Source organism: Prevotella sp. TF12-30 (assembly GCF_003436715.1).
In the GTDB taxonomy this organism is placed as follows: domain Bacteria; phylum Bacteroidota; class Bacteroidia; order Bacteroidales; family Bacteroidaceae; genus Prevotella; species Prevotella copri_A.
This window is the reverse complement of record NZ_QSQJ01000012.1, coordinates 48,471-74,413: the sequence shown is the minus strand read 5'-3', so window position 1 is coordinate 74,413 and position 25,943 is coordinate 48,471. Positions and strand designations below refer to the sequence as shown.

The 25,943-nt window shown below is 45.9% G+C and carries 16 protein-coding genes; 8 read left to right on the top strand and 8 right to left on the bottom strand.

The genetic code is table 11. From position 1 onward, the window contains the following. The first annotated feature begins 235 nt into the window (after positions 1-235). The 5 genes from DXD25_RS06645 to DXD25_RS06625 all read left to right on the top strand — a co-directional run bounded on the left by DXD25_RS06645 (position 236) and on the right by DXD25_RS06625 (position 7,141). Positions 236-2,815, top strand: coding sequence for a glycosyl hydrolase (locus DXD25_RS06645; protein WP_370453406.1), 2,580 nt, complete (start codon positions 236-238; stop codon positions 2,813-2,815). A 27-nt stretch (positions 2,816-2,842) separates the two neighbouring features. Beyond that, positions 2,843-3,970: a glycoside hydrolase family 88 protein gene (locus DXD25_RS06640; protein WP_117662403.1), complete on the top strand. Its 1,128-nt coding sequence runs from the start codon at positions 2,843-2,845 to the stop codon at positions 3,968-3,970. A gap of 19 nt (positions 3,971-3,989) precedes the next feature. After that, entirely contained in the window at positions 3,990-5,381 is a 1,392-nt protein-coding gene (locus tag DXD25_RS06635) for a glycoside hydrolase family 28 protein (protein ID WP_117662401.1), read from the top strand. 174 nt (positions 5,382-5,555) lie between these two features. Next, on the top strand, positions 5,556-6,302 hold the full coding sequence (locus DXD25_RS06630; protein ID WP_117662399.1) for an ABC transporter ATP-binding protein: 747 nt from the start codon (positions 5,556-5,558) through the stop codon (positions 6,300-6,302). Next, a complete protein-coding gene (locus tag DXD25_RS06625; protein WP_117662397.1) occupies positions 6,299-7,141 on the top strand; it encodes a S1 RNA-binding domain-containing protein in 843 nt (280 codons plus the stop codon). Before DXD25_RS06630 ends, DXD25_RS06625 begins: the two co-directional genes overlap by 4 nt. A gap of 139 nt (positions 7,142-7,280) precedes the next feature. Here DXD25_RS06625 and DXD25_RS06620 read toward each other — a convergent pair whose 3' ends face one another. Continuing rightward, a complete protein-coding gene (locus tag DXD25_RS06620) occupies positions 7,281-8,843 on the bottom strand; it encodes an ATP-binding protein (protein WP_117662395.1) in 1,563 nt (520 codons plus the stop codon). Between the two features lie 395 nt (positions 8,844-9,238). On the opposite strand from DXD25_RS06620, the gene DXD25_RS06615 reads away from it, so the two are divergent. The 3 genes from DXD25_RS06615 to DXD25_RS06605 all read left to right on the top strand — a co-directional run bounded on the left by DXD25_RS06615 (position 9,239) and on the right by DXD25_RS06605 (position 14,023). After that, positions 9,239-9,913, top strand: coding sequence for a hypothetical protein (locus DXD25_RS06615; protein ID WP_117662393.1), 675 nt, complete (start codon positions 9,239-9,241; stop codon positions 9,911-9,913). 110 nt (positions 9,914-10,023) lie between these two features. Next, on the top strand, positions 10,024-13,200 hold the full coding sequence (locus DXD25_RS06610; RefSeq protein WP_117662392.1) for a TonB-dependent receptor: 3,177 nt from the start codon (positions 10,024-10,026) through the stop codon (positions 13,198-13,200). 49 nt (positions 13,201-13,249) lie between these two features. After that, entirely contained in the window at positions 13,250-14,023 is a 774-nt protein-coding gene (locus DXD25_RS06605) for a glycerophosphodiester phosphodiesterase family protein (RefSeq protein WP_117662390.1), read from the top strand. 92 nt (positions 14,024-14,115) lie between these two features. On the opposite strand, the gene DXD25_RS06600 is transcribed toward DXD25_RS06605, so the two are convergent. The 7 genes from DXD25_RS06600 to DXD25_RS06570 form a co-directional block, all read right to left on the bottom strand. Then, positions 14,116-15,456 (bottom strand): ATP-binding protein, encoded by a 1,341-nt coding sequence (locus DXD25_RS06600; RefSeq protein WP_117662423.1) that lies wholly within the window; start codon positions 15,454-15,456, stop codon positions 14,116-14,118. 120 nt (positions 15,457-15,576) lie between these two features. Continuing rightward, on the bottom strand, positions 15,577-17,160 hold the full coding sequence (locus tag DXD25_RS06595) for an ATP-binding protein (RefSeq protein ID WP_117662388.1): 1,584 nt from the start codon (positions 17,158-17,160) through the stop codon (positions 15,577-15,579). Between the two features lie 28 nt (positions 17,161-17,188). Beyond that, positions 17,189-19,189 carry an AAA family ATPase gene (locus DXD25_RS06590; RefSeq protein ID WP_117662386.1) on the bottom strand — a complete coding sequence of 667 codons (2,001 nt, stop codon included), beginning with the start codon at positions 19,187-19,189 and terminating at the stop codon, positions 17,189-17,191. Positions 19,190-19,227: 38 nt separating this feature from the next. Further along, on the bottom strand, positions 19,228-19,443 hold the full coding sequence (locus DXD25_RS06585; RefSeq protein ID WP_006848313.1) for a DNA modification system-associated small protein: 216 nt from the start codon (positions 19,441-19,443) through the stop codon (positions 19,228-19,230). A 37-nt stretch (positions 19,444-19,480) separates the two neighbouring features. Beyond that, entirely contained in the window at positions 19,481-21,835 is a 2,355-nt protein-coding gene (locus DXD25_RS06580) for a DEAD/DEAH box helicase (protein WP_117662384.1), read from the bottom strand. Further along, the gene (locus DXD25_RS06575; RefSeq protein WP_117662382.1) at positions 21,832-23,754 is read right to left on the bottom strand and encodes a site-specific DNA-methyltransferase; all 1,923 of its coding nucleotides are present in this window, start codon (positions 23,752-23,754) and stop codon (positions 21,832-21,834) included. Before DXD25_RS06575 ends, DXD25_RS06580 begins: the two co-directional genes overlap by 4 nt. 616 nt (positions 23,755-24,370) lie before the next feature. After that, the gene (locus tag DXD25_RS06570) at positions 24,371-25,873 is read right to left on the bottom strand and encodes an RNA-binding domain-containing protein (protein WP_117662380.1); all 1,503 of its coding nucleotides are present in this window, start codon (positions 25,871-25,873) and stop codon (positions 24,371-24,373) included. Positions 25,874-25,943 lie beyond the last annotated feature (70 nt).

Genomic DNA, 25,943 nt, shown 5'->3' with positions numbered 1-25,943 from the left:
ATAAGTTGGTACAATATCACATATCAAGCAAAACAATGAGAAAAAGGGCTCAGGAGAGATTGTACGTGGATAAGACACCTCTCCTGAGTCGAAAACCTTGACTTTTTGGCAAAACACCTAGCATATTTGTACTATTTTACATTTTTAAGAATCATAATACTGCTATTATTGAGTATTTTTCGCTATCTTTGCAGACGAAGAATAAACAATTAAGAACAACTTAATAAAACCCAATATGATGAACTATAAAAGAAATCATAAATTCATAGGATTATCCTTTGCTATGGCATTGATGTCATCACTCAACTGCCAGGCACAGTTGCTCCCTACCCCTACGCAGGAAGCCAAACCGGGCGTAAGATGGTGGTGGATGGGATCTGCTGTGGATCAAGAGAACCTGAAGTGGAACCTTGGCGAATATGCCAAGGCGGGTATCGGTGCCGTAGAAATCACACCGCTCTATGGTGTGCAGGGCAACGACAAGAACGCTATCCCGTATCTCTCGCCTAAATGGATGGATATGCTCAAATTTGTAGAGAAGGAAAACAAGCAGGTGGGCATTGAAACCGATATGGCTACAGGAACAGGTTGGCCTTTCGGTGGTCCTTGGGTACCTATCAGCGAAGCAGCATGCAAGGCGGTGTTCGTAGATACCATCGTGGATGTGAAACAGAAACTGATGGAGATAGAATTCAACGTGCCACAGAAAGAGCGTGCCTTCGCCAAGCTGAAGGTCATCAAGGCGTTCCCTGTGGAGGGTGAAAAATACAAGAAACGCGTCATCGCTCTCTATGAAAGCCGCACCCGACAGAAGGTGAAACGTGCCGCACCTGGAGGAGAGGGATATGTCATCGACCATTTCGACTCTACTGCCGTGGCTAATTATCTGCAGCACATCGACAGCGCCTTCGTAGCATCGAAGACTCCATATCCGCATACCTTCTTCAATGACAGCTACGAGGTGTATGGCGCCAACTGGACACCTAACCTCCTGACAGAATTCGAGAAATATCACGGATATAAACTGCAGGATAAGTTCCCAGAGTTCCTGGATGGCGATGCCATGGTGGTTAGCGACTACCGTGAAACCCTGGGCGACATGCTGCTCAAGAACTTTACAGAACAGTGGACGGCATGGGCAAACAAACGTGGCGCCATCACCCGCAACCAGGCACACGGTTCACCTGCCAACCTCATCGACTGCTATGCAGCCGTTGACATCCCGGAGATTGAAGGCTTCGGACTGACCGACTTCGGCATCAAGGGACTGCGCAAGGATCCGGGTAAGACCCGTCCTAACTTCAGCGACCTCAGCATGCTGAAATATGCTCCATCGGCTGCGCACATCACCGGAAAGAAATATACATCCAGCGAAACCTTCACCTGGCTCACCGAGCACTTCCGCACTTCCCTGAGCCAGATGAAACCGGATATGGACCTGATGTTCTGCGCCGGCGTAAACCACATGTTCTTCCATGGCACAGCCTATTCGCCAAAGAACGATCCATGGCCAGGATGGAAGTTCTATGCTTCGGTGGATATGAGTCCTACCAACAGCATCTGGCGCGACGCTCCGGAACTGATGAAGTACATCACCAACTGCCAGACCTATCTGCAGTGGGGACAGCCAGACAATGATTTTCTGGTTTATCTGCCGGTAAGAGATATGTGGCGCAAGGATACCAAGAACTGGCTGATGCAATTCGACATCCACAGCATGGCGAAGAAGGCACCGGAGTTTATCAAGGTGATTCTCGACATCGACAAGGCTGGATTCGACTGCGACTACATCAGCGACAAGTATCTCCGCACGTGTACCTTTAAGAACGGTATGATTGAAACGGCTGCCGGAACCCGATACAAGGGCATCATCATCCCTGGCAACAACATCATGCCAAGCGATGTGATTCAGCACATCTCTGCCCTCAAGGCACAAGGCGCCAAGATCATCAAGGGCGATAACATCAAGGCGATGGAACAGGCGGCAAAACCGGAACTGATGAGAAAGAACCTGGGTTTGAAGATGATCCGCCGCAACAACAGCATCGGTCATCATTACTTCATCGCCAACCTCACCAGCAAGGATATCGCCACCAATGTGGCTTTGGCTGTAAACGAGAAGCATGGCATCTGGTACAACCCTATGACGGGCAAATACCACGAGGCAACCATCGGCGACAAGGGTATCCAGCTGAACCTGAAGAGTGGCGAGAGCCGCATCCTCATCACCTCGGATAAGCCTGTAAGCGAGTGGAAACTCGGTTCCAAGGTGAAGGTGAGCGAAAAGGAGAAGTTTGCGGCTGCGGATAGCAAGACCATCAATCTGACAGCCAATACCTGGAAACTGTCATTCACCGAGGAGGCTCCTAAGGTGGGCGAAACCTTCAATCTCAAGGGTTTGAAGACCTGGGAAAGTCTCAGCGACAAGGCGAAGGTGATGATGGGAACAGGTGTTTACGAAACCACCATCAAGCTGTCGAAGGATGATGCCCAGAGACAGTGGGCCATTGACCTGGGGGATGTACGTGAAAGTGCCCGCGTCTATATCAACAATAAATATGTAGGCTGCGCCTGGGCTGTACCATATATCCTCAACTGCAAGGATGCACTCAACAAGGGCAAGAACATCATCCGCATCGAGGTTACCAATCTGCCTGCCAACCGCATCGCAGAACTCGACCGTCAGGGCGTAAAATGGCGCAAGATGAAGGAAATCAATGTGGTGGACATCAACTACAAGAAGACCACCTACGAGAACTGGACTCCTGTGCCAAGCGGACTCAACAGCACCGTGAAACTCGTAGAAATCAAGTAAATAATCATAATATTAATAACAAGACAAATGAAGAAACTGATCTTATCATCGCTCTGTATGCTTATGGGCTTGACCTCAATGTCTGCCCAGACCGCATTGCAAAATGAAATTCTGGAGGTAGCCCATCGCACCAACAACTACTTCATGACGAAGTACAGTGACCCTACTCTCGACACATTCGTGAAGAAAGTCCGCACCAGCAACCTCTGGACCCGTGCCGTGTATTACGAGGGATTGATGGCGCTTTACGAGATTGACCCTCAGCAGCGCTATCTCGACTATACCGACAAGTGGGCGGATTATCACAAATGGACAGCCCGTGGCAGCGTGAACGATACCGATGCCGACAACCAATGCTGCCAGCAAACCTACATGGACCGCTACGTTCAGACCGGCGGCAAGAAGGACTTGAGCAAGGTAAAGGAGAACCTCGACCATCAGATGGCCACCAACCGGGTAAACTACTGGACTTGGATTGATGCGATCCAGATGGCGATGCCTGCCTACGCCAAGTATGCCAAGATTACCGGCGAGCGCAAGTATCTGGATTATGCGATGAATTCCTATAAATGGAGCCGTGATACCCTGGCTAACGGTCTCTTCAACAAAAAAGAAGGACTCTGGTGGAGAGACAAGGACTACGTGCCACCTTACAAGGAGAAGGATGGCAGCAACTGCTACTGGAGCCGTGGCAACGGTTGGGTGTATGCAGCCCTGGTCCGCGTGATGGAGACTTTGCCAAAGACAGATAAGTACTATCAGTATCTGAAGAAAGACTTCATCCTGATGAGTCAGGCAATCCTGAAATGCCAGCGCGAGGATGGTTACTGGAACGTAAGCCTCGTTTGTCCTGCCAACTATGGCGGTCCTGAGATGACCGGTACTGGTCTCTTCCTCTATGGTATGGCATGGGGTGTTCAGCAGGGCATTCTTCCTAGAGCCACCTATCAGAAGGCGATGGACAAGGCATGGAAGGCGCTTGCAGCATCCGTTCACGAGGATGGTTTCATCGGCTATAACCAGGGCACAGGAAAGGATCCTGCTGCCGGTCAGCCTGTCACCTTCACCTCTGTTCCTGACTTCGAGGACTACGGCACAGGCTGCCTCCTGCTTGGTGCTGCAGAGTATTACAAGCTTTTAAAGGTAAAAAAGTAAAAAGGTAAAAAAACAAATCATGAAGAAATATATCTGGCTGATGGCTTGCTTGGTGGCGTTTTCGCCACTAAGCGCCAACGCCGCTAAGAAACAGAAGAAAGCAAAGAAGGCACAAACCGAACTTTGGCCTGATGGAACGAAGATGGATGCCTGGTTCAGCAACGCACAGAAGGTGAATGTGGATACCCTGGGCAAGAAATACATCCTCACCGACTATGGCGTAAAGACGGATAGTACCCTGATTCAGACCCAGGCCATCCAGGCTGTCATCGACCGTGCTGCCAAGGATGGCGGCGGTGTCATCGTGGTTCCTACCGGAACCTATCAGAGCGGTGCCCTCTTCTTCAAGCCGAAGACCCACCTTTATGTTTCGGAAGGCGGAAAACTGAAAGGCAGCGACCGCATCGCCAACTTCCCCGTGGTAGAAACCCGCATCGAGGGCGAAACCTGCAAATACTTCTCTGCCTTCATCAATGCCGACAAATGTGATGGCTTTACCATCGCCGGTCCCGGTACCATCGATGGCAACGGTTATCACTACTGGGAGGAGTTCTGGATTCGCCGCACCTGGAACCGCCAGTGTACCAACAAGGATGCACAGCGCCCTCGCCTCGTCTATATCAGCAATTCAAGCAACGTAACCTTGCAGGATGTGCATATTCAGAACAGTCCGTTCTGGACCAACCACATCTACCGTTGCGACCACGTCCGCTTCCTGGGCTGCACCATCTTCGCCCCTACTTCCGGCATGAAGGCACCAAGCAGCGATGCCATCGACATTGATGTTTGTCACGATGTGCTGGTGGATGGTTGCTATATGAGCGTAAACGATGATGCCATCGCCATTAAGGGCGGTAAGGGAACCTGGGCAGACCAGGCACCGGAAAATGGTCCGGTGTATAATGTACTCATCCAGAACTGCCATTATGGAACCGTGCATGGCTGTCTGACTCTTGGCAGCGAAAGCGTGAAAGACCGCAATATCGTACTCCGCAACATCAAGGTGGATAAGGCACAGCGCGTGCTCTGGCTGAAGATGCGACCTGATACTCCGCAGCATTATGAATATGTAACAGTGGATAATATCCAGGGCACCACCGGCAGTTTCCTCGTCATCCGCCCATGGACCCAGTTCTTCAAGCCCGGTGACCGCAAGGACATGCCATTGAGCCAATGCAACAACATCTCCATCAAGAACATCCAGATGGATTGTGACAACTTCTTTGATGTTGGAAAGAGCGATAAATACCGCCTGGTAGATTTCACCTTCCAGGATATCACCTGCACCGACAAGAAGATGGCATTCGATGCCAGCCTCATCGAGAACACCGTAGCGAAGAAAGTGAATATCACTCCTCGCGACAAGAGCAACGGATTGAAGACCACCGGCGATGCCGATGGGTTGAAATAACACATACATTTTATAGAAAGTAATACAGAATTGAGTACTGAAACGAGCTTTATTTGCAAGAATAAGGCTCGTTTTGTTTTTTTATATCCCTCCTTATTTCTTTTTATCTCTTAAAATTAGGCATTTCCAAATATTTTGCTTAATTTTGCCTGCAAAATAATTTTGAGTTAGAAAATGATTGATATAAAAGGTATAACCAAGAGCTTCGGCTCCCTGCAGGTGCTTAAGGGCATCGACCTGCATATTGACAAGGGCGAGGTGGTAAGTATCGTCGGACCTAGCGGTGCCGGCAAGACCACACTTCTACAGATTATCGGTACCCTCGACAAGCCTGACAGTGGCAGCATAGAGGTGGACGGCATTGATGTGCGCAGCCTCAGCACCAAGAAACTGAGCGATTTCCGCAATCAGCATCTCGGTTTCGTCTTCCAGTTTCATCAGCTTCTACCGGAGTTCACCGCCCTGGAGAACATCATGATTCCTGCCTTCATCGCCGGAAAGGGCAGAAAGGAAGCCAAGGAGCGTGCTGAGGAGTTATTGGAATTCATGGGCTTGAGCGATAGAGCCAGCCACAAACCTGCCGAGTTGTCTGGTGGTGAGAAACAGCGTGTAGCCGTGGCAAGAGCCCTGGTCAACAATCCAGCCGTCATCCTTGCCGATGAGCCATCAGGAAGTCTCGACACCAAGAACAAGGCAGAGCTTCACCAGCTCTTCTTCGATCTCAGAGACAAGTTCGGCCAGACTTTCGTCATCGTTACCCACGATGAGGGTCTTGCTTCCATCACCGACCGCACCATCCATCTCAAGGATGGAATGATAGAGAAGACGGTGGAGGCAGGAGCTGCTGATAGCCAGGAAGAAACTGCAGAAGTTGAAGAAGCCCCAACAATAGAAGAAAAAACTGAAGATAATATTATATGAGCAAAAAAATAAAACTCGGCGATTACAATCGCCTTCGCATCGTAAAGAAAGTAGATTTCGGTCTGTATCTCGATGGTGGAGATGAGGGAGAAATCCTCCTTCCATCCCGCTACGTCCCAGAAGACGCTGGCATCGGCGACGAGCTGGATGTCTTCATCTATCTCGATCAGGATGAGCGCCTCATCGCTACCACCGAAACCCCATTGGCTAAGGTTGGCGACTTCGCCTATCTCGAAGTGAAATGGGTCAACGAATACGGAGCCTTCCTGGGCTGGGGGCTGATGAAGGACATCTTCTGCCCATTCCGCGAGCAGAAGAAGCGCATGGTGCTCGGCAACTCCTACATCGTGCATATCCACATCGACGAGGAGAGCTATCGCATTGTTGCCTCTGCCAAGATAGAGCGTTATCTCAACGAAGACCATCCTCACTACAAGCATGGTGAAGAGGTGGATCTCCTCATCTGGCAGAAGACCGACCTCGGCTTCAAGGTTATCATCGACAACCAGTATCCAGGTCTGCTCTATCAGGACCAGATTTTCCAATACATCCACACGGGTGACAAGATGAAGGGATACATCGGAAGAGTTCGCCCAGACGGAAAGATAGATGTCACCCTGCAGAAGACCGGCATCCAGCAGACTGCCGATTTCGCCGAAACCCTCTACCAGTATCTCCTGGACAACGACGGCGAATGCAATCTTGGCGACAAGAGCGAGGCCGACGACATCTACGAGCGTTTCCACGTGAGCAAGAAGGTGTACAAGCGTGCCGTGGGCGATTTATACAAGAAGCGCCTCATCACCGTAAGCCCGATGAGCATCCGACTGGCGGAATAAGGCAGTTTTAATTCTACTTCAACCCAAAAAGACCGAGCAACTTCCAATAGAAAAGTTACTCGGTCTTTTTTTTGTTATGGGTTGCCGCCACTTTTAAAAATGGACTCTTATTTATGTTCTTTTAAAGGTGAACTCTTATTTATGGTTCTATGATCCAATCCTCAATATTCCCTTTCTTAGCATCAAAGTTTACACCAACTTTTACAATCGGCTTGCCACATCTCGCAAAACGCTGGCCGTATTGCTTGAGGTTGATTTGCTGCATGGCGGACTGGGCACTCTTGTTGAGTTTCAGTTCGATGAGATAGAGAGTATCCTCAGTCTCCATCACTACATCCACCCTTCCATTCGGTGTGTGAACCTCCACATCCACCACAAAGTGAGTCAAGAGGGTGAAGATGATGAAAAGCACCTGCTGGTAATGCCCCTCGTAATTGGTATTGTTACAATAAGGCACCGTGCCCAAGAACTCCTGGAACAAGCGCAAGGCTCCATCCATGTCGCCTTGGCGAATCAAGACAGACATCTGGGCGATTGCCACATCTCCCTCCTCGGCATACATGCCTTCCAAATAATAAGGCAGAAGGCTCTCAAATAAGCCCACCTTGATTTCCTTGTTAGGCAAGTCGAGCGTGAAGAGTTGGCTCATCTTGTCATAGCCCTTGATGGTGATGTAGCCGCTCTGATAGAGCAAAGGCGTGATGGTCTTCAAGTTCTCTGTAGGTGCATCGAATGCTGAGGCACGAGCCAATGACCTGCCTATCTTGGCTGGCAAGACCTTAAACTTGCGAAGCATGTTGATAAGATAGGTAGGTGTGCCTGAGCTGAACCAATAAGCACCGAAGTTCTTATCATCAAAACAGTTGAGCAAGCTATAAGGATTAAACACATCAGGGGATGCTGGTGAGAAGTGATAGCCATCATAATTCTCCTTGAGTTTAGCAATAGTTTCCTCTCTTGTCATCCCCTGTGCCTCTGCCAACACATCTATATCCTCGCTCATCTGGGTAAGCAATTCTTCCTTGGTGATTCCGCAAACTCCAGCATATTCATCATCCAACGAAATATTTTTGATGTTATTCAACTCGCTAAAAATGCTCACTTGCGAGAACTTGGTGATGCCAGTCAGGAAGACAAAACGAAGCATAGGCTCACACATCTTGAGTGGGCTAAAGAAATTGCGCATCAAATTGCGAAGCACATCCAAAGTTTCTTTATCGTGAGCAACATCGAGCATAGGCGCATCATACTCGTCGATGAGCACGACCACCTGCTTGCCGCTAATTTCATAAGCGGTGGTAATTAATTCCGTCAATCGATCATTTGCACCTCTTTTAGTATGGGTAATCCCCCATTTTCTCTCTTCTGCTTCCAAACGATTTGAGAGATAATCCTCCAACTGCTCCTTCTCCATGTGCTTACCTCCACTCATATCGAAGTGCAGCACAGGATATTCCATCCATTCCTGCTCTAACTTTTCGATGGCAAGCCCCTCAAACAGTTCTTTCTTTCCAGAGAAATAACTCTCAAAAGTGGACACCAAAAGTGACTTACCGAAACGGCGTGGACGACTTAAGAAGAAATAACATCCACCAGAATGTGTCATTCGATAGACATATTCCGTCTTGTCGATATAGAGCTTGTTTTCCTTTCGAATACGCTCAAATGTTTGGATTCCTACAGGATATAATTTCAATGCCATAATTGCTTCGTTTTGAATTCATATTGCAAAAATAGGCAATTTTTCCGAAATACCTATCAGAAAATAGAATATTTAACGGAAAACTTACATCTTCTTGGCAAAAGCCAAGGTAACGAGCTGCCAACCTGCATATGTCTTGGCATAAGCCTCAGCGACTGCAACCTCTATGCTCCGATGGATGGCGTCATCTCGGAGAAAAATACAGAGGTGGGACAGGTTAGACAATGCTCATGCCGAGCGTACTATATAAAAGGTGGAGCATCGAACCCGACATTCTACCTTCATTATTTTGAAACAATTCATTCAAAACATTGTATCACCATTGTATTTCTCCTGTAATCTAATACCCCTACCTTTGCAACCAGAAAAGATTATCATAGAAAAGAAGAAAAAGAATGAGAAAGAAAACATTTGCAAAAGGTAGTTTGCTGATGATGACCATGCTCGTTAGCAGCAACATGATGGCTGGCACACCAGAATTGGAAGGCAATGCCACTAGCAACGCAGTAAAAGCCCATCGCGTACTCGTGATAGGCGCTCAAGACAACGTGAAATCAAACTATTTCGTTACTGATATGCTGGCAGAGGATACGCAGATCAACCCAGACAGCGTATGCTACATATATAATAAGGTGATAGAAGACAACCTCGCACAACTTGCCCTGAAATCAAAGGCAAACTTCACCTATGTAGACGGTAATGCCATTCAGGGCACCTACCACGACATTCTGGAGGATATCAAGACCACAGGCGAAGGCGAGAACCAGTCATCTGACCTTACATTCGTCAATGCCACCCAACTCCGTAGCATGCTCGACCAGGCAGGAGCCGATTATCTCCTCCTCCTCGACAATCACTATCTCAAGTATCAAGAAGAGCCTTTCAAGACCATCTTCCACTACGTGAACTATTCACTCTATGATGGCAACAAGAAGAAATTGGCACAGGGTAGCAATTACTTCACATCCATCAACCCACAGTCGGAACAGCAGATGCTCAAGACTAGCCGCAAGAGTACTGCAAAAATGCTCGACGATGTGGAGAGTACACTCACAGCCATGAGAAAGTAGAAGAAAGCATTCAGGAAATTGCAGAAGAAATCTTTTAGAAAATAGTAGAAGAAGAAGTCTTTTATATTCAGCAGAATCACGATAAATATTTATAAATCAAAGATTGTATTATGAATTCAATTCGATTTGTCGCCACCGCAGCGCTGTTGGCGGCTGGTAGCACCACGTGCCTCTTTGCACAGAACACCCGTGCCACCGTTACTGGAAAAATTGTGGATAACACCAAAGAACCTGTTATCGGTGCCTTGGTAACCGTAAAGAACGAGTCTACAGGTTTCACCGTTTCCGCTGCCACAGATGCCAACGGAAACTATACCATCCGAGAGATTCCGCTCGGTTCGCCTTACACCATCACTGCCAAATACATCGGTTATGGTGAACAGAAGCGCACAGGCTATTCGCTCAACCAGGGCGATATGCTGCGTGTTGACTTCACTATGAGCGACCAGAGCCAGGAATTAAAAGAGATTGAAGTGGTGGCTAACTCACTGAAGAAGAACGTGGATAACGAGGGAGCCTCAACCAGCGTTACAGCGCAGGACATCAAGAAACTGCCTGTAAACGGTCGTAACTTCACTTCGCTCATCGACCTCTCTCCGCTGAGTAACGGCATGAACCTCAGCGGTCAGCTTGCTTCTTCCACCGGTTTCAACATAGATGGCATGTCATCCAAGAACCCGATCTCCGGTGGTGCTGCCAATACCCGAAAAGGCAGTCCCTACGCCATGACCATGGAGGCCGTGAGAGAGTTTAAGGTGGTAACCAATGCCTACGATGTAACCTATGGTCGTGCAGGTGGCGGACTCATCAACGCCGTAACCCAGTCAGGTACCAACACCCTCAAGGGAACGGCATTCTCCTATCTCCGCACCGACTGGCTCGCCAGCCAGTACGACATCCTCGGCAACAAGCGTACCTCTGATTTCTCCACCTATCAGTATGGTTTCTCGCTGGGTGGACCTATCATCAAAGACCGCCTGCATTTCTTCGTGGCATGGGATCATCAGCAGGACACCAAGCCATTGCGCATCGCCGACATTCATGGAGCATCGGATGAAAGCAGATACAATCTGTCGCAAGCTACACTTGATGCCTTCACCCAAATAGCAAAAGATAAATACGGGCTGCCTAACCAGCCGGAGTACGGTTCGTTTGACAAGAAATCAAACACCAACTCCGTGTTCGCACGCATCGACTGGCAGATCAACCCAACCAATCTGCTCAGTGTGCGCAACAACCTGAACATCAACAAGCAGCCATATAGCCAGGGTGACAACACCACTATTAACTTCCTGGAGTCATACTCCGACTGTAATACCGCAGACAACAGCTTGATGGCATCTCTCCGCAGCGTATTCGGACCAAAGATTACCAACGAGGCGAAAGTGCAATGGATGTATTCGATGGAAGAGACCAAGGCAAACAGTCTCCTGCCTAACGGAACCATTCCACGTGCCATCGTGCAGAACGTGGCATCGGAAGTAGATGGAAAGACCTTGATGACCAACATCCAGATAGGTGGACAGCGATTCACCCCAGAGAATTTCCACGACAACGTATATCAGTTTGTAGATAACCTGCTCATCAATGCAGGCAAGATCAACTATACCCTGGGCTTGGACGTGATGTATTCTCATCTCTCCTCACTCTATGGCAGCGAGACCAACGGTCGTTTCTACTTCAAGGGACTCGATAGTTTCAACAATATGACTCCTTACCGATATGCCCGCGACGTATATATGGTAGAAGGCGAAAAGAACCAGAAGGTAACCCAGCGCATCGTAAACGCAGGTATCTACGGTCAGATGCACACCCAACTCTTCGAGGGCTTCGACCTCACAGCCGGCGTACGCATCGACAACGCTTCCTATCTTGACCACGGCAACTACTACGAGCCAGCCGACCGTCTTCTCGGTGTAAGAACCGACAAGGGCATCGGTCTCTTCTTGGTACAGCCAAGATTACAGTTGCAGTGGGATATCAACAACAAGCATACAGATATTCTGAAGCTTGGTGGCGGTATCTTCGCATCAGACATCAACAACTACGCCACGGTAAACAGTCAGGTGTTCGACGGAAGCCGCATCGTAACCATCGATACCCAGGATGCGAGCCTCATCCCTACTCCTAACTTCCCAAGCTATCGACAGGATCCAGCCACAGCTCCGGGTGCTGATCTGCTGAAGAATCCAAATGTAGAGAAGCTCGTCACCATCAACTGCAACAAGGAGGGCTCCAAGGTGCCAACCATCTACAAGGCAAACCTATCGTATACCCACTACTTCAGCGACCGATTCAAGATGGGCGTAGCAGGATACATGACTCTGGCTCGCCACAACTATCTCTATATCGACAAGAACATGGTGGATGAGCCTTACTTCAGATTGGAAAACGAAGGTGGACGTGGCGTCTATGTGCCTACCAACACCATCGATGCCAAGGGCAACACCAACTGGCTGGAAGGCAGAAAGACCAAGGAGATAGGTCGTGTACTGGAGCTTAACACCATCGGAAAGGTAAACCAGTTTGCCTTCGTCATCGACGGTAGCTGGAGATACTTCAAGGATGGATTCCTCTCATTCAGCTATACATGGAACAGCGTAAAGGACAACAACACCTATAATGGCGACGTGGCAAACACCTCAACATTAGTAAAAATGGTGAAGGATGACCCACGCGACATGAGCCAGTTGAGCTATGGCAACGGGCAGTTCCGCCATAAGCTGGTAGTTTATGGCACAGCACCAACCTTCTGGGGCATCCAGGCAGGTATCCGCTTCTCGGGCATCGGCGGCACCCGCTACTCTACCATCGTAGGCGGAAACGTGAATGGTGACTTCGTGGCAACCAACGACCTCGCCTACATCTTCGACCCTAACGACCCTAACACCGATGCTGGCATCCGCAAGGGCTTCGAAACCCTGATGGCTAACCCAAAGGTGGAGAAGAAGTTCAAGGAGTATTTGCAGAACAACTATGGCAAGATGGCTGAGCGCAATGGCGGCGTAAACGGTTTCTACGGCACCTTCGACCTTCACTTGGAGAAGGCATTCAAGCTTTACAAGACCCATGCCCTGGAAGTTTCACTGGATGTATTCAATGTGGCCAACCTTCTCAACAAAGACTGGGGTGTAGGCAAGAACCTCTCTAACGTTCCTCTCTATTACATCACAGGTTTCGACCAGGAGAAGAAGCAGTATAAGTATGCAGTAAATACCAACGCCGGCGTAGCTGGTGGCAATGGTAATCCTTACCAGTGCCAGTTGGGTATAAGATACAGATTTTAAATAGATTTTTAGAAATATTTCAGAAGATAATAAAAAAAAGTAATATACAATGAAAAAGACTAGTATGATATTGTGCGGAATGATGCTTTTGGCATCTTCCGCTCTGGCTCAAGTAAAGGTAATAGCCCATCGTGGCTATTGGAACAGTCTGGGTGCAGCCCAGAACTCCATCGTAGCCATGCAGAATGCAAAGAAGGCTGATGTTTGGGGAAGCGAGTTTGATGTACACATCACCACAGACGGCATCGTGGTGGTAAACCATGACGACGACATCCATGGCATCATCATCGAGGAGGCCAAGTATGCCGACATCAAGAATCTGAAGCTTGCCAATGGTGAGCCTATCGCCACGCTGAAGAGTTACCTTGAGGCTGGCAAGAAGCTTGCTCCCATGCAGCTGATTCTGGAAATCAAGGCACATCAGACTCCTGAGCGTGAAGACAGATGCGTAAAGGCGTGTCTTGATCTGGTAAAGGCAGCAGGCATGGAGAAGCAGGTGGATTACATCTCCTTCAGCATGCATGCCTGCGAGGAACTCGTAAAGCTGAACCCACAAGCCCGGGTTTACTATCTGGGCAGCGACGTGGCTCCCGAAGTCATCAAGCAGAAGGGCTTTGCCGGCATCGACTACTATGGTGGTGCCCTACTCAAGAATCCGAATTGGATCAAAGAGAGCCACGACATGGGCATGAAGGTGAATGTATGGACCATCGACCAGATGAAGGAGATTCAGAAATGCGTAGATTCCGGCGTTGACTTCATAACCACCAACAAGCCAGAAGAAGCCAAGAAGATTGCCGAAGGCAAGCTCTGCTTCAAGTAAAGAATAAAAAGGAAAAATAGAATATGAATTGAGAATTCAGCAAATAGCCAAGATGCTAATTTGCTGAATTCTTTTGTTTTTGTATCTATCACTCATTCTTCTACTACAGCATCCAATACGCTCCGCAAATTACCTATCAGGTAGAAAGGGAGATTGATCAACGTAAACTCCTTGCCATGAATTGTCTTGACCTTATCTATGGAATAAGGCTTTGACCAGATACGGATGGCAATATTTACAGCAGAACTATCCATAAACACCTGAAGTGAACGGAGATGGGCATTGGTTCCGCTCTTTACCTCTATCGGATAAAGCTTGGAGTTATGAGCAAAAATGAAATCAACCTCTGCACCATTATTAGGCTTTGCCCAAAATGAGCGATGCTGTCCCACCCTATCTTCCAAAGCCAATAATTCCTGAGCCGTAATTTGTTCTGCAATATGCCCACGCCAACTGTCCACCATATCGGTAGAGCCAATGATTTCCTTTCTGATTCCCGCCTGATAGTTCACCAATCCCGTATCAAACCAGATGAGTTTTGGCATTCGCTTGGTCTCAGGGATAATCGGCAACTGGGTAGAAGACACAGGGTAAACCAACTCCAGGAGCATAGCCTTCTCCAGCAATCTAAATGCCTCGCCCACCTCTCTTGACTTATAGCCAGAATTGGCAAAGTTACCTAACGTAATGGTCTCACCCGAAAAAGCCCAACCATAGGAGAGGATGAATCTCACTACGTCTGTCAACTTATTACCTCTGACGTATTTTTCAGAATCATCCTTATAGGCTTGCACCAGAGTTTCATAAACATCTTCGATACCAATGACATCTTGGTTTTCAGCATACTGCTGCACAGCTTCAGGCATACCTCCCACAATGGTATATTGATTGAAAAGATGCATCAATTGTTCATGGAAGGCAACCGTATATTCCGCCTTCTGCGAGAGTACGGCAAGCAGATTATTCTTACCGATAGCTCCCAGGAATTCCGAAAACGAACAAGGTCGCAAAGCCAGATATTGTACTCTTCCCACAGGAAAACTGACTTTAACATCCACCAGATTCTCCAACAGACTGCCAGCTGCAATAACATACAAATCGGGTCTCTGTTCATAGAAATACCTAAGAAGTGCTATGGTTTTAGGAGAATTCTGAATCTCGTCGATAAAAACAAGTGTAGTTCCTTCTTTCTTAACCTTACCGACACTGGCATACAGCATATTCACCAGGTCGTCTAAAGGAATCTCCATTTCAAACAACTTGGCATTCTCATTTCTTTCCAGATTGAAATATAGATAATTATCAAACTGGGAGCCAAACTCATTGACCACAGTTGTCTTGCCAACCTGTCGAGCTCCTCTCAAGATAAGAGGCTTATGCTTTTTGTCTTGCTTCCAAGCCTCCAATTTACTGATGATATTTCGTCTAAACATACGCATTTGTTTCAAATCAGGGGCAAAGTTACCACTTTTTTGTCGCAAATCAGCGGCAATAGCGTTAAAGTTTGTTGTAAATCAGGGGCAACAAGGCATATCATATAAAAAAGTGGCGCATCAAATAAGATGCGTCACCTTTATTTTCTTATAAGACTTACCACCCAAACCAAGGGCAGCCATCGTATGATCCTTGATAATCAACTCGCCTTTCTGCAAACCAGCTATCGCCGACTTGATTTCCTGGAAGTCTTTACCCGACACACCAAAGAGATCCTTGATGATACTGTCCGAAATCGTCTGCTGCTTCATGATGAGCGGATACTGCGCATTGGCATAGAAATCAAAGAACTTACTCTTGTAACTGTCCATGTTTTGAGTGGCAAAGATAATGCTCAACCCCTTATTTCTACCCACAGCTATCAGATTGCGAAGCGGCTGATTGTCAAAATCCAACATATAGTGAGCCTCATCGATAATCGTGAAGTGACGAATCTGTACATAATCCTCATTCACCGCCTGCTTCGGCAACTGCTCATAGATATTATTGAGCTTCGAAATGATGAAATAGACTATAGCCCTGGCTATCGGACCATCTTTCGGGAAAGCATCCATCTTCACGATAAAACACTCATCTACCAGATTCACCTTATCTTCCGATGCAAACAGATGATTGCGAATCAACTGCTTCAAAACCGAAGTGATGCTATCATCCTTATCCGGATTCTGCATTCTCTGCTGATATTTCATCAGCATCAACTCAAAAGTGATAGGCTTGCCTGCCGTCTGCTTATAAGCCTCAACAATGGCTTCACTCAACCGATTACTCATGGCTGCGCTCACCGTTGCACGATCTACAGCACAGAGAGCACCAGCCATCTCCGTGGAATAGAGATTGACTTCATTGATGGTCCTGCCCGTAAAATCCTTGAACGGCGTGAAAGGCAATGGCGCAACCACAGGGTCGAGAATGCAACTCCTATCTACATCGAAGTGAACAAGCCAGCTGGCATTCGACGGGTCTGAGAATTCACCCTTATAATCGAACAAAAGGAAATTGACGGGATAAGGCGTTTCCGTGGAGAGATTACGAAACTGCTGAATCAACACAGCCAGCAGATTGGTCTTACCCGAACCCGTGGTACCTGCCACCAGAATCTGTGCATTCGATACCGAACGTCCGTTGATATTCAGTTTCGCTTCCATATCTTCTGCATACTCACCTATCAGCAACTCCAAGGCAGGAATGCCACTTCCACCATGTCGCCTGTCGCTTGCAGCAAAGAGGAAAGCATTCAGATTCTCATCTTCCGAAAGATAAGCGATACCCCGATAGATTTCCTTCGCCACGATGCGCCCCACGATACTGGCATTCTGCCAATCCACCTCGCAATCTCTATATCTCAACTTCAACAAAGCCGAAAAGAGCGACCTCTTATTGTCTTTGGTAAAGAAACTAGGCATAATGCGCTGAGAAGATTTCGACAATCCGATATCTCCCAAACCATCCACGCTTCTCTTCTCCGTTAGACTCAAACTGGCTATCAGGCAGATTCGCATCACCTTATTCAGGGTTAGCATAGCATCCCTCTCCCCTTCCACTTGCCGCGAAAGGTTCAAACGCTTCTCCAGTTTCTCCTTCAAAGGCATGATGGCTTCCACCATACCTTCTGCCTGTCGTATATTCTCTAATGCTACTTCCATATTTATATTGCTCCGTCAATATGAAACATTATTCATTACACATTACTCCAAAGTATCCTTCCTCCACGTGGGTGCTCTGACTTTCCCCATCTCTTACCAGCGTATAAGAACGGGAGAGGAATGGTTCCAGCTTCATATAATCCTTATCCTTTCTGATTTCCGAAGTGGTGCAGAGCAGGATGGTTTGCTCGGCAAGTCCCGGGAAGTATTCTTCCATCAGCACATCACGGCTCTCCTCATCCAAAACACCCATCACCGTGTCTATCATCACAGGTGGATTATAATCACCCAGATTTCGAAGCACCTTCAGCAACACCTGGATAAAGATTTGCTTGGATGCTGCATTCAGTTGGTTGAGCGAGATTTCATTTCCAGCCTTGTGATAGAGACGGATGGTGAAATTCTCCATACTGTCTGATAGCTCCACCTTGGCGATGCAGCCTTTATAGGAAATCAGGAGTTTGTTGAGTTGCTCCTTCATATCCTCCTCTATCTTTTCCTTCTTGCGTTTGAGCAGAGTGTCGGCAACATCCTCAAAGAAAGGTTTCAGTTTCACCAGCATGTCATATTTCACATCAGGTTCCTGCTGTATCTGCACATCAAACTGATGAATCTTACGCTCCAGTTTCCCAATGCTCACCTTTCTGTCATCAGCCTCCTTCTTCAAGAATTCGAGTTCACGGCTAGCCTCCTCGTATGCCTTGATGATTTCGGTATTGCCGCTTACCATACTACGACGGAGCAGAGCTATCTGACTCTGCTGATTATCATAGTTCTCCAACCGCTTTTCCAAATCATAACGACTGTCATTAAGGGCGATAAACTCATTCACAGCATTGGTACCCAGCAGATTCTTGAGCGCATCAAACTCGCTTTCATCCAGGAAAGCATAATCGTCCTTGCGCTGCAAAGCTTCCTGCTGACTCTTCAGGTAAGCCACCACATCCTCATCCTCCACGGAATCCGGACAGAGGCACTTTGATTTCAGATAACCAAGAATCTTGGTAGTTACCTCACGCATCTGCTCCAGAGAGAGCACCCCTTCACGTTCCTGCTTCAAGGCTTCTTTCTGTCGGATGATGTCGTTTACCTCGTTTGTGATTCCCTGTGCAAGTTTCGGAAAGAACACGTTGATTTCCAAAGTCTCCACCACCTGCTTCAATTGGGCATTATATCGCTTTGACGACTCCTGCGTATCCTTCACGCTGGCCTCTAGATCCTGAATCTTTCGTGCAGTCTCGGCAGAATCCTTGGCACCTTCCTTGGCGGCATCATATTCAGCCTGAATGGAAACCAGATATTTGTACTTATCATCCTGTAGCTTGGTATTCTCCTCCAGCAAAGTCACCAGTTGGTTGCGCTGTTCGCAAAGCCCATTATATTCTTCAGCCTCCTTCTGCGCCTCCAGTCTCCTTGCTGCCCACTCCTGCTGCTGATGCTCGGCAGCATTTTTTAATTGCAGATATTTGTTGAATCCCATCACATTCTGGATATTATCCTTGATGATTTGGGCAAAGACATTCTCCTTCAAGAGCTCGCTCGACTGCATGGCATCAAAGAGGAAATACTTGCTGAGCTCCTGCGGCAAGTTTGCCTTGATAATCTTATTCACCTGCTGCTCGTTGAGGGCACGCTGCTGCGGAGGCGTAGCCGTACCATAGGAGAAAGGTGTGCCGTCCATATTGAGCAGCACATTCTCCACAGGCTTGTTGGCAGGATTAAGCTTATAAGTGCGACGCAGTAGATACTGCTGCTTGCGTCCGAGCACCATACCTTCGAAAGAGAGTTCAAGCACGATGGTAGGCTCCACCTTTCCCAAGGCTCCATTGTTCAAGAGTTCCTGAAAATGCGCCTTGTTCTGAATCTTCAATCCATAAAGAGCTCCACAGATAGCCTCAAACAGCGTGGTCTTACCACCACCGTTCATACCACCTATCAGGATGATGGGCTGATCGGGTCTCACCGACAAATCCAAGTCAAGACTCAGATAAGTCTTATAGTTCTTGATTTTGATTCTTTTGATAATCATAATCTATCCTTCACTCTTCGTTCTTCATTCTTGATTCATTACTTGATCTGAGAAATCGCCTCGGCGATAATCTTCTCAGTATCCTCGTCATTCATTTCTATCTTATCCACCTTGGCTGCATGATATTTGCGCAGGATTTCCTCGCTCATCCAGTCGAAGTCAATCTCATGCTTCTCGCATAGCGTCCTGATCAGGTCGAGGTCTTCCTTTCGGATGCCATAGTGCAAGAATTTTCCATCTAGTCCCTTTGCCATTGTTATTACACCTTATTATATATGTAGCGTTTATGACTTATTTATATTCTTTCGGATAGAAGCTATCCCACTCCACAATGTCTGTAGTGTTCTCTACCTTCATCGGACAGTACTTCCAGTTGTTATTTCTCTCGATGATGATGCCACCCTTCAGATGCTTGTCTTTGTTCTCTTCGCTCGCCATATAGTCGATGAGGGCATTATGCTTTTCCACGGCATCCACATCACTTCCAGCACTCTTGGTATCGAAGAGGAAGACCTGGCCATTCTTCATGCGAATCACGAAATCCACATAGAAGAGGGCTTTGTGCCCCTCCTTGTTCTCGTAACTGATGGCATAATGCTGCCTGCCGGCATCACCATTCTTATACCACCAGTCAATATACTCCTTGTTGGCTTCCAGAAAAGCTTCGAAACGCTCTTCAGGCTTAGAGGCATTCTTTAATTCTACAAATGGCAGAAGAGCATGATCTCGTACCTCATCCTTGATGTGATGGCTTTCTTCCTTATAAAGTCGTTCTACAGGAACCTCCCAGTCATAAGTTTTATAATACTTTGCATTCTGCTGATTCTGTCGTTCCTCAAGAATCTTCTGATAACGATTCAATGCACGGTCTATCAAATCTGCAAATACCTCCTTGTTACCATGATAAAGAATCACCTTTACGGCATCCGTCTCGAAGAGTTCAAACAGGTCTTCCATCAGTTCCTTCAAGGCAAAAGCCAATGTCGTGACACTCACTTTCTCAAACTTCGAACCAATACACTTGGCACAGAAAGCATTGAATGAATTATTCAATTCCTGCATCGTGCGGACATATCTTGCCTTCTTATCCACATGAGTCTCACCTGTCTCACCCGTGATGCTGACATCCTCTATCAAATCGATACCAATGCTTCTTACTTTAAAGGTAATCTTATCCTCACATGCCTTTCTGTTTTTGGCATAAATGCTCTCTGCAGCCTCAACATCTTCGGAATCTCCTTCATCCACATTGCCCTCCAAGTCATCTATCGTGAAAAGAGATAACTGGCGGTTCTTAACCAGAAGAATATCTTCAAAGACTTTTGCAAGTACCTTCTTGAAATCTGGTCCCAGTCGCTTACGTGCAATGGCAGGACGCTCACAATATTCAGAACGCAGCACCACATTGCATAGATTCTCTCGACGAACAGCATGAATATTCGACATATAGTCCATATCATCTTGCACAATCTTGATGATGTCTTTGCTGAGATTGGTATATACATAGCCCCAATTCAGTCGGTCGTCCTCATAGAAATGCTGCTCTGGCATACGAAGGATGCGTCCCACAGTCTGAGCGGTGAAAGTAAAACTCTCTATCTTTCGGAAGATGAGGAGCACAGCGGCACGAGGGCAGTCCCATCCCAGAGCGATGGCCTGCTTGAAAAGCAACACTTCGGTCAGATTATCCGGTTTCTCTATACCATCCAGATTCTCCTTTTCGTTGCTGAGCCATATCGCCAACTTGCCATTGTCAACATTGATATTCTTGATGGTATCCAGATATTGCATCACCTCTTCCTTGATACTTTCATCATCCTTATCCATCTTATCTTTATCATTAGGCAACTGAATAAGCAGCAGAGGATTGATATGAACGCCTATCTTACGATAAGCCTCAGCCAACTCTTCCCGCTTCTTCAAGGCAAGGCTCACCAAATGCTGGTTCAAAGAGCCATTCGGATCCGTGAAGTTCAAGGCAGGATTCAATACCACGCCCTGTTTAATCATACCTTCTCTAACAACAGCCTCTCTAGGTATCTTCACATCTAAATCGCCTTTGGTCTCAGGGGTTGCCGAGATACGGAGCTCAACTTTTGGATTGATGTTCTTCAACACCTTCTCTGTCTTGTTGGCGAGTTTGCTGGCAAACATGTGCTCTTCATCGATGATAACGACAATAGGAATATTCTGTTCTTCCTGGGTTCTGCGAGTAAGATCGTAGAGCGAAGCACTCTGCTCCGTATCACGTATCATCACGGCATTATCTTTATTGATACTCTCCCAGTTAACGAAAAGGATTTCTCCCGGATGGATGTAGCCTTCGGCAGAATGGTCGAGGTCGTCATAGATGACCGGATGCAACTCCTGTCCTTCCGTAAAGAAGGATTTCATCTTAAAGTAGCTCTGTTCATGAAGCTTGTTGGGAGCAATCCAAATATATGCCAACTCTTTATAAGGTACATCCGTACGGTCTCTCAACTCTGCATTCAGTCGGAGCAACATTTCTGATGCCATCACCGTCTTGCCGGCACCTGTTGGAGCCTTGAATACGAGTGTGTGGCGCATACCTGAATAGGTAAGCAGGTCAATAGTCTTATCTACCAATTCCTTGACTGCTTTCTGCTGATATTGTATCTGTTTCATTCGTCGCCTCCTTCCCTATTATCTTTGATTTCACTTGCTGCCATTGTATATGTTTGATTTTGAAATAAATCCGATTCTTCGACTGTTCTCGCTTCTGAATCCGTTTCTTCTGCAACATCCTCCAAGAGTTGCGCTTGACGCTTCTTTGGCAAAACTCTGCGATAAGCATTCAATACGGCATCAGGCATGGCACAAAGCGAAACGTAATCTGCCACATCCTCAAACTCATCATCATAAGCATAGCCGTTTGGCGAGAAGACATAGACCATGAGTTTGCCGTTCTCCTTACTTTCGGCATTCTTGAATTCCTGCTTCATCAACTCTACCAGGGCTTGAATAGCCTCAGCACGATAAATCACCAGCATTCGCTTAGTTCCATCATTGCTCTCGAAATAGCGAGCAATCTTGTTGTTGATGTTCTTGCCTGCAAATGGCTTCTCGATATATGTATCGTTGTGAATGCAAAGCATATCTGTAGAGAGTGCCATCAAATTACGCAGATTCTTCGGACTCTTATCACGAGGCACAAACTTTGTCTTGTAATAACGAAGGTTGTTACGGGTTAAGCCTGGAACCTCCTCGCCTTTTGGTGTAGTATAGCCCTGGATAACTCGACGGTTTCGCTCATAAGTTACATTCTCACAAATTCCATTCTCATTATTGGTAACCAAGATACATTGGCGATGCCCGCCATCTTCGGCGTTCAATTGCATTGTTGCATGAAGAGTTGTACCGGAACCAGCAAAAAAGTCAAGGATAGTAACATCCTTTCCTTGCAAGGATAATAAGAACTTTATTAATTGAGTTGGTTTTGGATAACCAAAAGTATCAGAGCTGCCTAATATGTTGGCTAACTCAATTGATCCTGCCTTGGTTGAACCACAATCATTAATCACAGATGGTGGGTTTATTATACTTCTTTCTTTTTTATAATGCAACACTCCAGTACTATTAAAATAGAATTCTGTCACATGTTGTCCTTTGGAATCAATTGTATATTCACCGTTATACCAGGTTTTCATTTGTTGAATCATAGCAAAACCTGCTTCTAGAGTTACATCATATTTCAATTTTCCATTTTCAGCAACCATGCGTCCATCTAACAATCTTGTCTTTTCAGAACCTCCCCATTCATCAAATAACTCAGTTCCATTAGGTGCCAAAAATTTCGCACCAGCTTTGAAAGTATATATTACCGGTGGATTTTTCTTTGATACTTTTTTTAATGCAGAATGATCAATTTCCCCAGATCCCCCTGTAAAATTTGAAACTTTATCTTTATTTACAGCATAAGCTAGCACATATTCATGAGCTCTTGTAAAATGACCAGCTTGCGTACCAGTACCTAAGTTCCATACTAATACACCTAAGCAATTAGTTCTCGCTTTATCCGTAAACGTATTAAAGACTTCATCACAAAGACACTTCAACTGAGCTACTTCGTTATCATCTATAGAAATAAAAATCAATCCTGTATCTTTAAGCAATAGCTTTGCAATTTTTATACGTTTAGAAATAAAAGACAACCATTTACTATGTCTATATCCATCTGTAGCATCTACATATTTATCGTTATATTTGAATTCATCAGCTTTACCTGTATTGTAAGGAGGATCGATATAAATGACATCAATCTTCCCGGCATGGGTATAACTAAGGGCTGTAAGGGCTTCGAGGTTATCGCCTTCAATAAGACTATGGTTTGGCGCCTCAGCATCATCGCTGAGGATGGCACGTTCAGGCACTTCAACAAGCACAGGCTGCTCGTTGACCATTCTTTGCTCAGCATCCTCAGGCTTGTCTTCCCAAACCAAACCATACTTCTTTTGCGAACGAAGTAGTTTGATTAACTCCGATTTCTCATCATTCGTAAGACCCTCCAATTCATTTATCTTCTTTGCGAGTTCGTATTTGTTCATAAGAATAACGACGTTACATCCCTTTGCTCACCCCCAAAGCAGATAAATATAATCCGATTAAATTAGTCTTTGTACCAACAAGTTACAAGTTAGTTGTTGTTTTCTAAGTAGGCACAAATCTATCCAAAAGAATTGGCGCAGGGGTCATTACTCCTTTAATGTCCTTGCGCACTGAGGTATTAGGGGACCTATGATAGCAAGAACAGAAGCAAGAGGACACACCTACGCCAACATGGTATATATGTATGTAGCACAAGGCACACCCTTCCTATACGAAAGGGCGCACTTGTGCCGTGCATAAATACACGTTAAGTTGGCGTCCACTGCCATCTCTCTCCGACTATCATTATTGGAAGTCCCTAATTTCCAGTGCGTCAAAGCGAAACGTAGTAAACGTCTAATTCTAAAAGATATAGCCAATCCCCAGACTTATCAGCCAGCATCCCTTTGCCAGCCATCTCGGAAATGACGCTACAAAATTAACGAAAAGAATTGGAAATGCCAAAGAAAAGAACAACTTTCTTCACTTTAAGACACAAAAAAGCCTTTCAGCGATATAAATGCTGAAAGGCTTATACCATTCTATTCCGATTTTACATTCGACATTTTACTAAATCTATTTACAAATCTTTTTAAGAAGTAGCCATTGACCATTTTTATTGCTACCTCCACGACCTATATAGCCATTCTTACGCAAAATGGAAATTTCTCTTTTTAAAGTCGCAAGCGACACTCCAACTTCTTTCGCTAAATCATCTCTTGTCAAGAATGGTTGTTTCTTTATTGCCATAATTATAGCAATTTGCCGATTTGATAGATGCTCATTTATCGGCTCATTTATCGGCTCATTTATCGGCTCATTTATCGGCTCATTTTGAATATGCAAAGTCAATTTGACCTGCAATAATTCAGGCTGTTCTAATAATTCCGGCTTGATCCAATGCTTATCATTCCAAGCATTTAGAATAAGAGGGAAACCTGAGCCTAGGTTTTCGCCATAGCCTATCATTCGGAACATATTCTGCATACGCTGATTACGTGCTTTAGACTCACCTCCCTTGTAAATCTGCTCAACGGGCAGTTTCAGAAGTCCAGGATTAGTCAATACAAAGCAATCGTCATTTTTTTCGACCTTCAATACTCCATTAATCATAAAATCAGAGTGGATAACCATATTCGTAACAGCTTCACGTACAGCTTTGGCTTGAAGAGTATCGTCTATCCGAATTACACCATTCATACTGAAAGGATGCGGCAAATCACGTGTCAGTTTTGGAATGATCATCCTAATGAAATTAAACAAGTTATTCTCCCATGTACCATCGTATGTTAGTCGGTCGCTATAACGTTGGTCTCCTACCAAATTAGATTTATCGATATAATCCATACGCAAATTATCAAAACGCTCACGAACAGGAAGCCCCTTTCCGAACATCAAAAGTCCTGCCATAGTCAAACCTTCCTTTCCTGTCCTTCGATTTTTTGTATAACCGCCAAAATTTATCAAAAACTCCTTATGGTCTGATGAGTTCCATTGGTGTTCAGGATGCAAAGTTTGGAACATCTGTCGGAAACGTTCTAAAGTTGGAATATCAATATCATCCATTGTATAGTATTCAAGCAACAATCCATCGTTGCCAGCTTCATTTGCATCACGAAGCATCATTTTCAATTCTTGCTCAGTACAATGGTAGTCACCTTCATGGTTACGCTTAAAAGTGCCTCTTGACAAATTGTTGTTAATATAGACAGGCCGAACGGTGTAGTCTGCACGAGGAATATTAATAGCAACAATTTTCTTTCCATCAATATCTATCGTCTGAATATCATCATCGTATAGAAGATTGATATTCACTTTTTCTCGGCTATTGACTGTATTCCACAAATCTTTACGAATTTTGTCTGCATCCTCAACACCTATGATTTCAAAACGCTTGGAATTGTCCATTTCTTCCATGTGCTCAACCACGCCCAACAGAATTATTCCACCATACGTATTGGCGAAAGCTGAATAGGTTTCCCACAAAGAAGCAGGAACTCCCTTAGTTGCTTTTTTACATTCTAAAGTAACACGCTCACCTCCAGAAAGGATATTAAATATATCAATATTTTTACTCATAATCTTTTCTTCTATCTTCTGCTATATTCCAACAATTATTATTGTCCTTTTTAAAATTCTGAGACTAAGC

What these genes read in the sequence shown, in the direction of transcription:
- DXD25_RS06575 (WP_117662382.1), bottom strand. Translation starts at nt 23,754, where the DNA reads ATGAACAAATACGAACTCGCAAAGAAGATAAATGAATTGGAGGGTCTT.
- DXD25_RS06605 (WP_117662390.1), top strand. Translation starts at nt 13,250, where the DNA reads ATGAAAAAGACTAGTATGATATTGTGCGGAATGATGCTTTTGGCATCT.
- DXD25_RS06590 (WP_117662386.1), bottom strand. Translation starts at nt 19,189, where the DNA reads ATGATTATCAAAAGAATCAAAATCAAGAACTATAAGACTTATCTGAGT.
- DXD25_RS06635 (WP_117662401.1), top strand. Translation starts at nt 3,990, where the DNA reads ATGAAGAAATATATCTGGCTGATGGCTTGCTTGGTGGCGTTTTCGCCA.
- DXD25_RS06570 (WP_117662380.1), bottom strand. Translation starts at nt 25,873, where the DNA reads ATGAGTAAAAATATTGATATATTTAATATCCTTTCTGGAGGTGAGCGT.
- DXD25_RS06585 (WP_006848313.1), bottom strand. Translation starts at nt 19,443, where the DNA reads ATGGCAAAGGGACTAGATGGAAAATTCTTGCACTATGGCATCCGAAAG.
- DXD25_RS06610 (WP_117662392.1), top strand. Translation starts at nt 10,024, where the DNA reads ATGAATTCAATTCGATTTGTCGCCACCGCAGCGCTGTTGGCGGCTGGT.
- DXD25_RS06645 (WP_370453406.1), top strand. Translation starts at nt 236, where the DNA reads ATGATGAACTATAAAAGAAATCATAAATTCATAGGATTATCCTTTGCT.
- DXD25_RS06615 (WP_117662393.1), top strand. Translation starts at nt 9,239, where the DNA reads ATGAGAAAGAAAACATTTGCAAAAGGTAGTTTGCTGATGATGACCATG.
- DXD25_RS06640 (WP_117662403.1), top strand. Translation starts at nt 2,843, where the DNA reads ATGAAGAAACTGATCTTATCATCGCTCTGTATGCTTATGGGCTTGACC.
- DXD25_RS06625 (WP_117662397.1), top strand. Translation starts at nt 6,299, where the DNA reads ATGAGCAAAAAAATAAAACTCGGCGATTACAATCGCCTTCGCATCGTA.
- DXD25_RS06580 (WP_117662384.1), bottom strand. Translation starts at nt 21,835, where the DNA reads ATGAAACAGATACAATATCAGCAGAAAGCAGTCAAGGAATTGGTAGAT.
- DXD25_RS06595 (WP_117662388.1), bottom strand. Translation starts at nt 17,160, where the DNA reads ATGGAAGTAGCATTAGAGAATATACGACAGGCAGAAGGTATGGTGGAA.
- DXD25_RS06630 (WP_117662399.1), top strand. Translation starts at nt 5,556, where the DNA reads ATGATTGATATAAAAGGTATAACCAAGAGCTTCGGCTCCCTGCAGGTG.
- DXD25_RS06620 (WP_117662395.1), bottom strand. Translation starts at nt 8,843, where the DNA reads ATGGCATTGAAATTATATCCTGTAGGAATCCAAACATTTGAGCGTATT.
- DXD25_RS06600 (WP_117662423.1), bottom strand. Translation starts at nt 15,456, where the DNA reads ATGTTTAGACGAAATATCATCAGTAAATTGGAGGCTTGGAAGCAAGAC.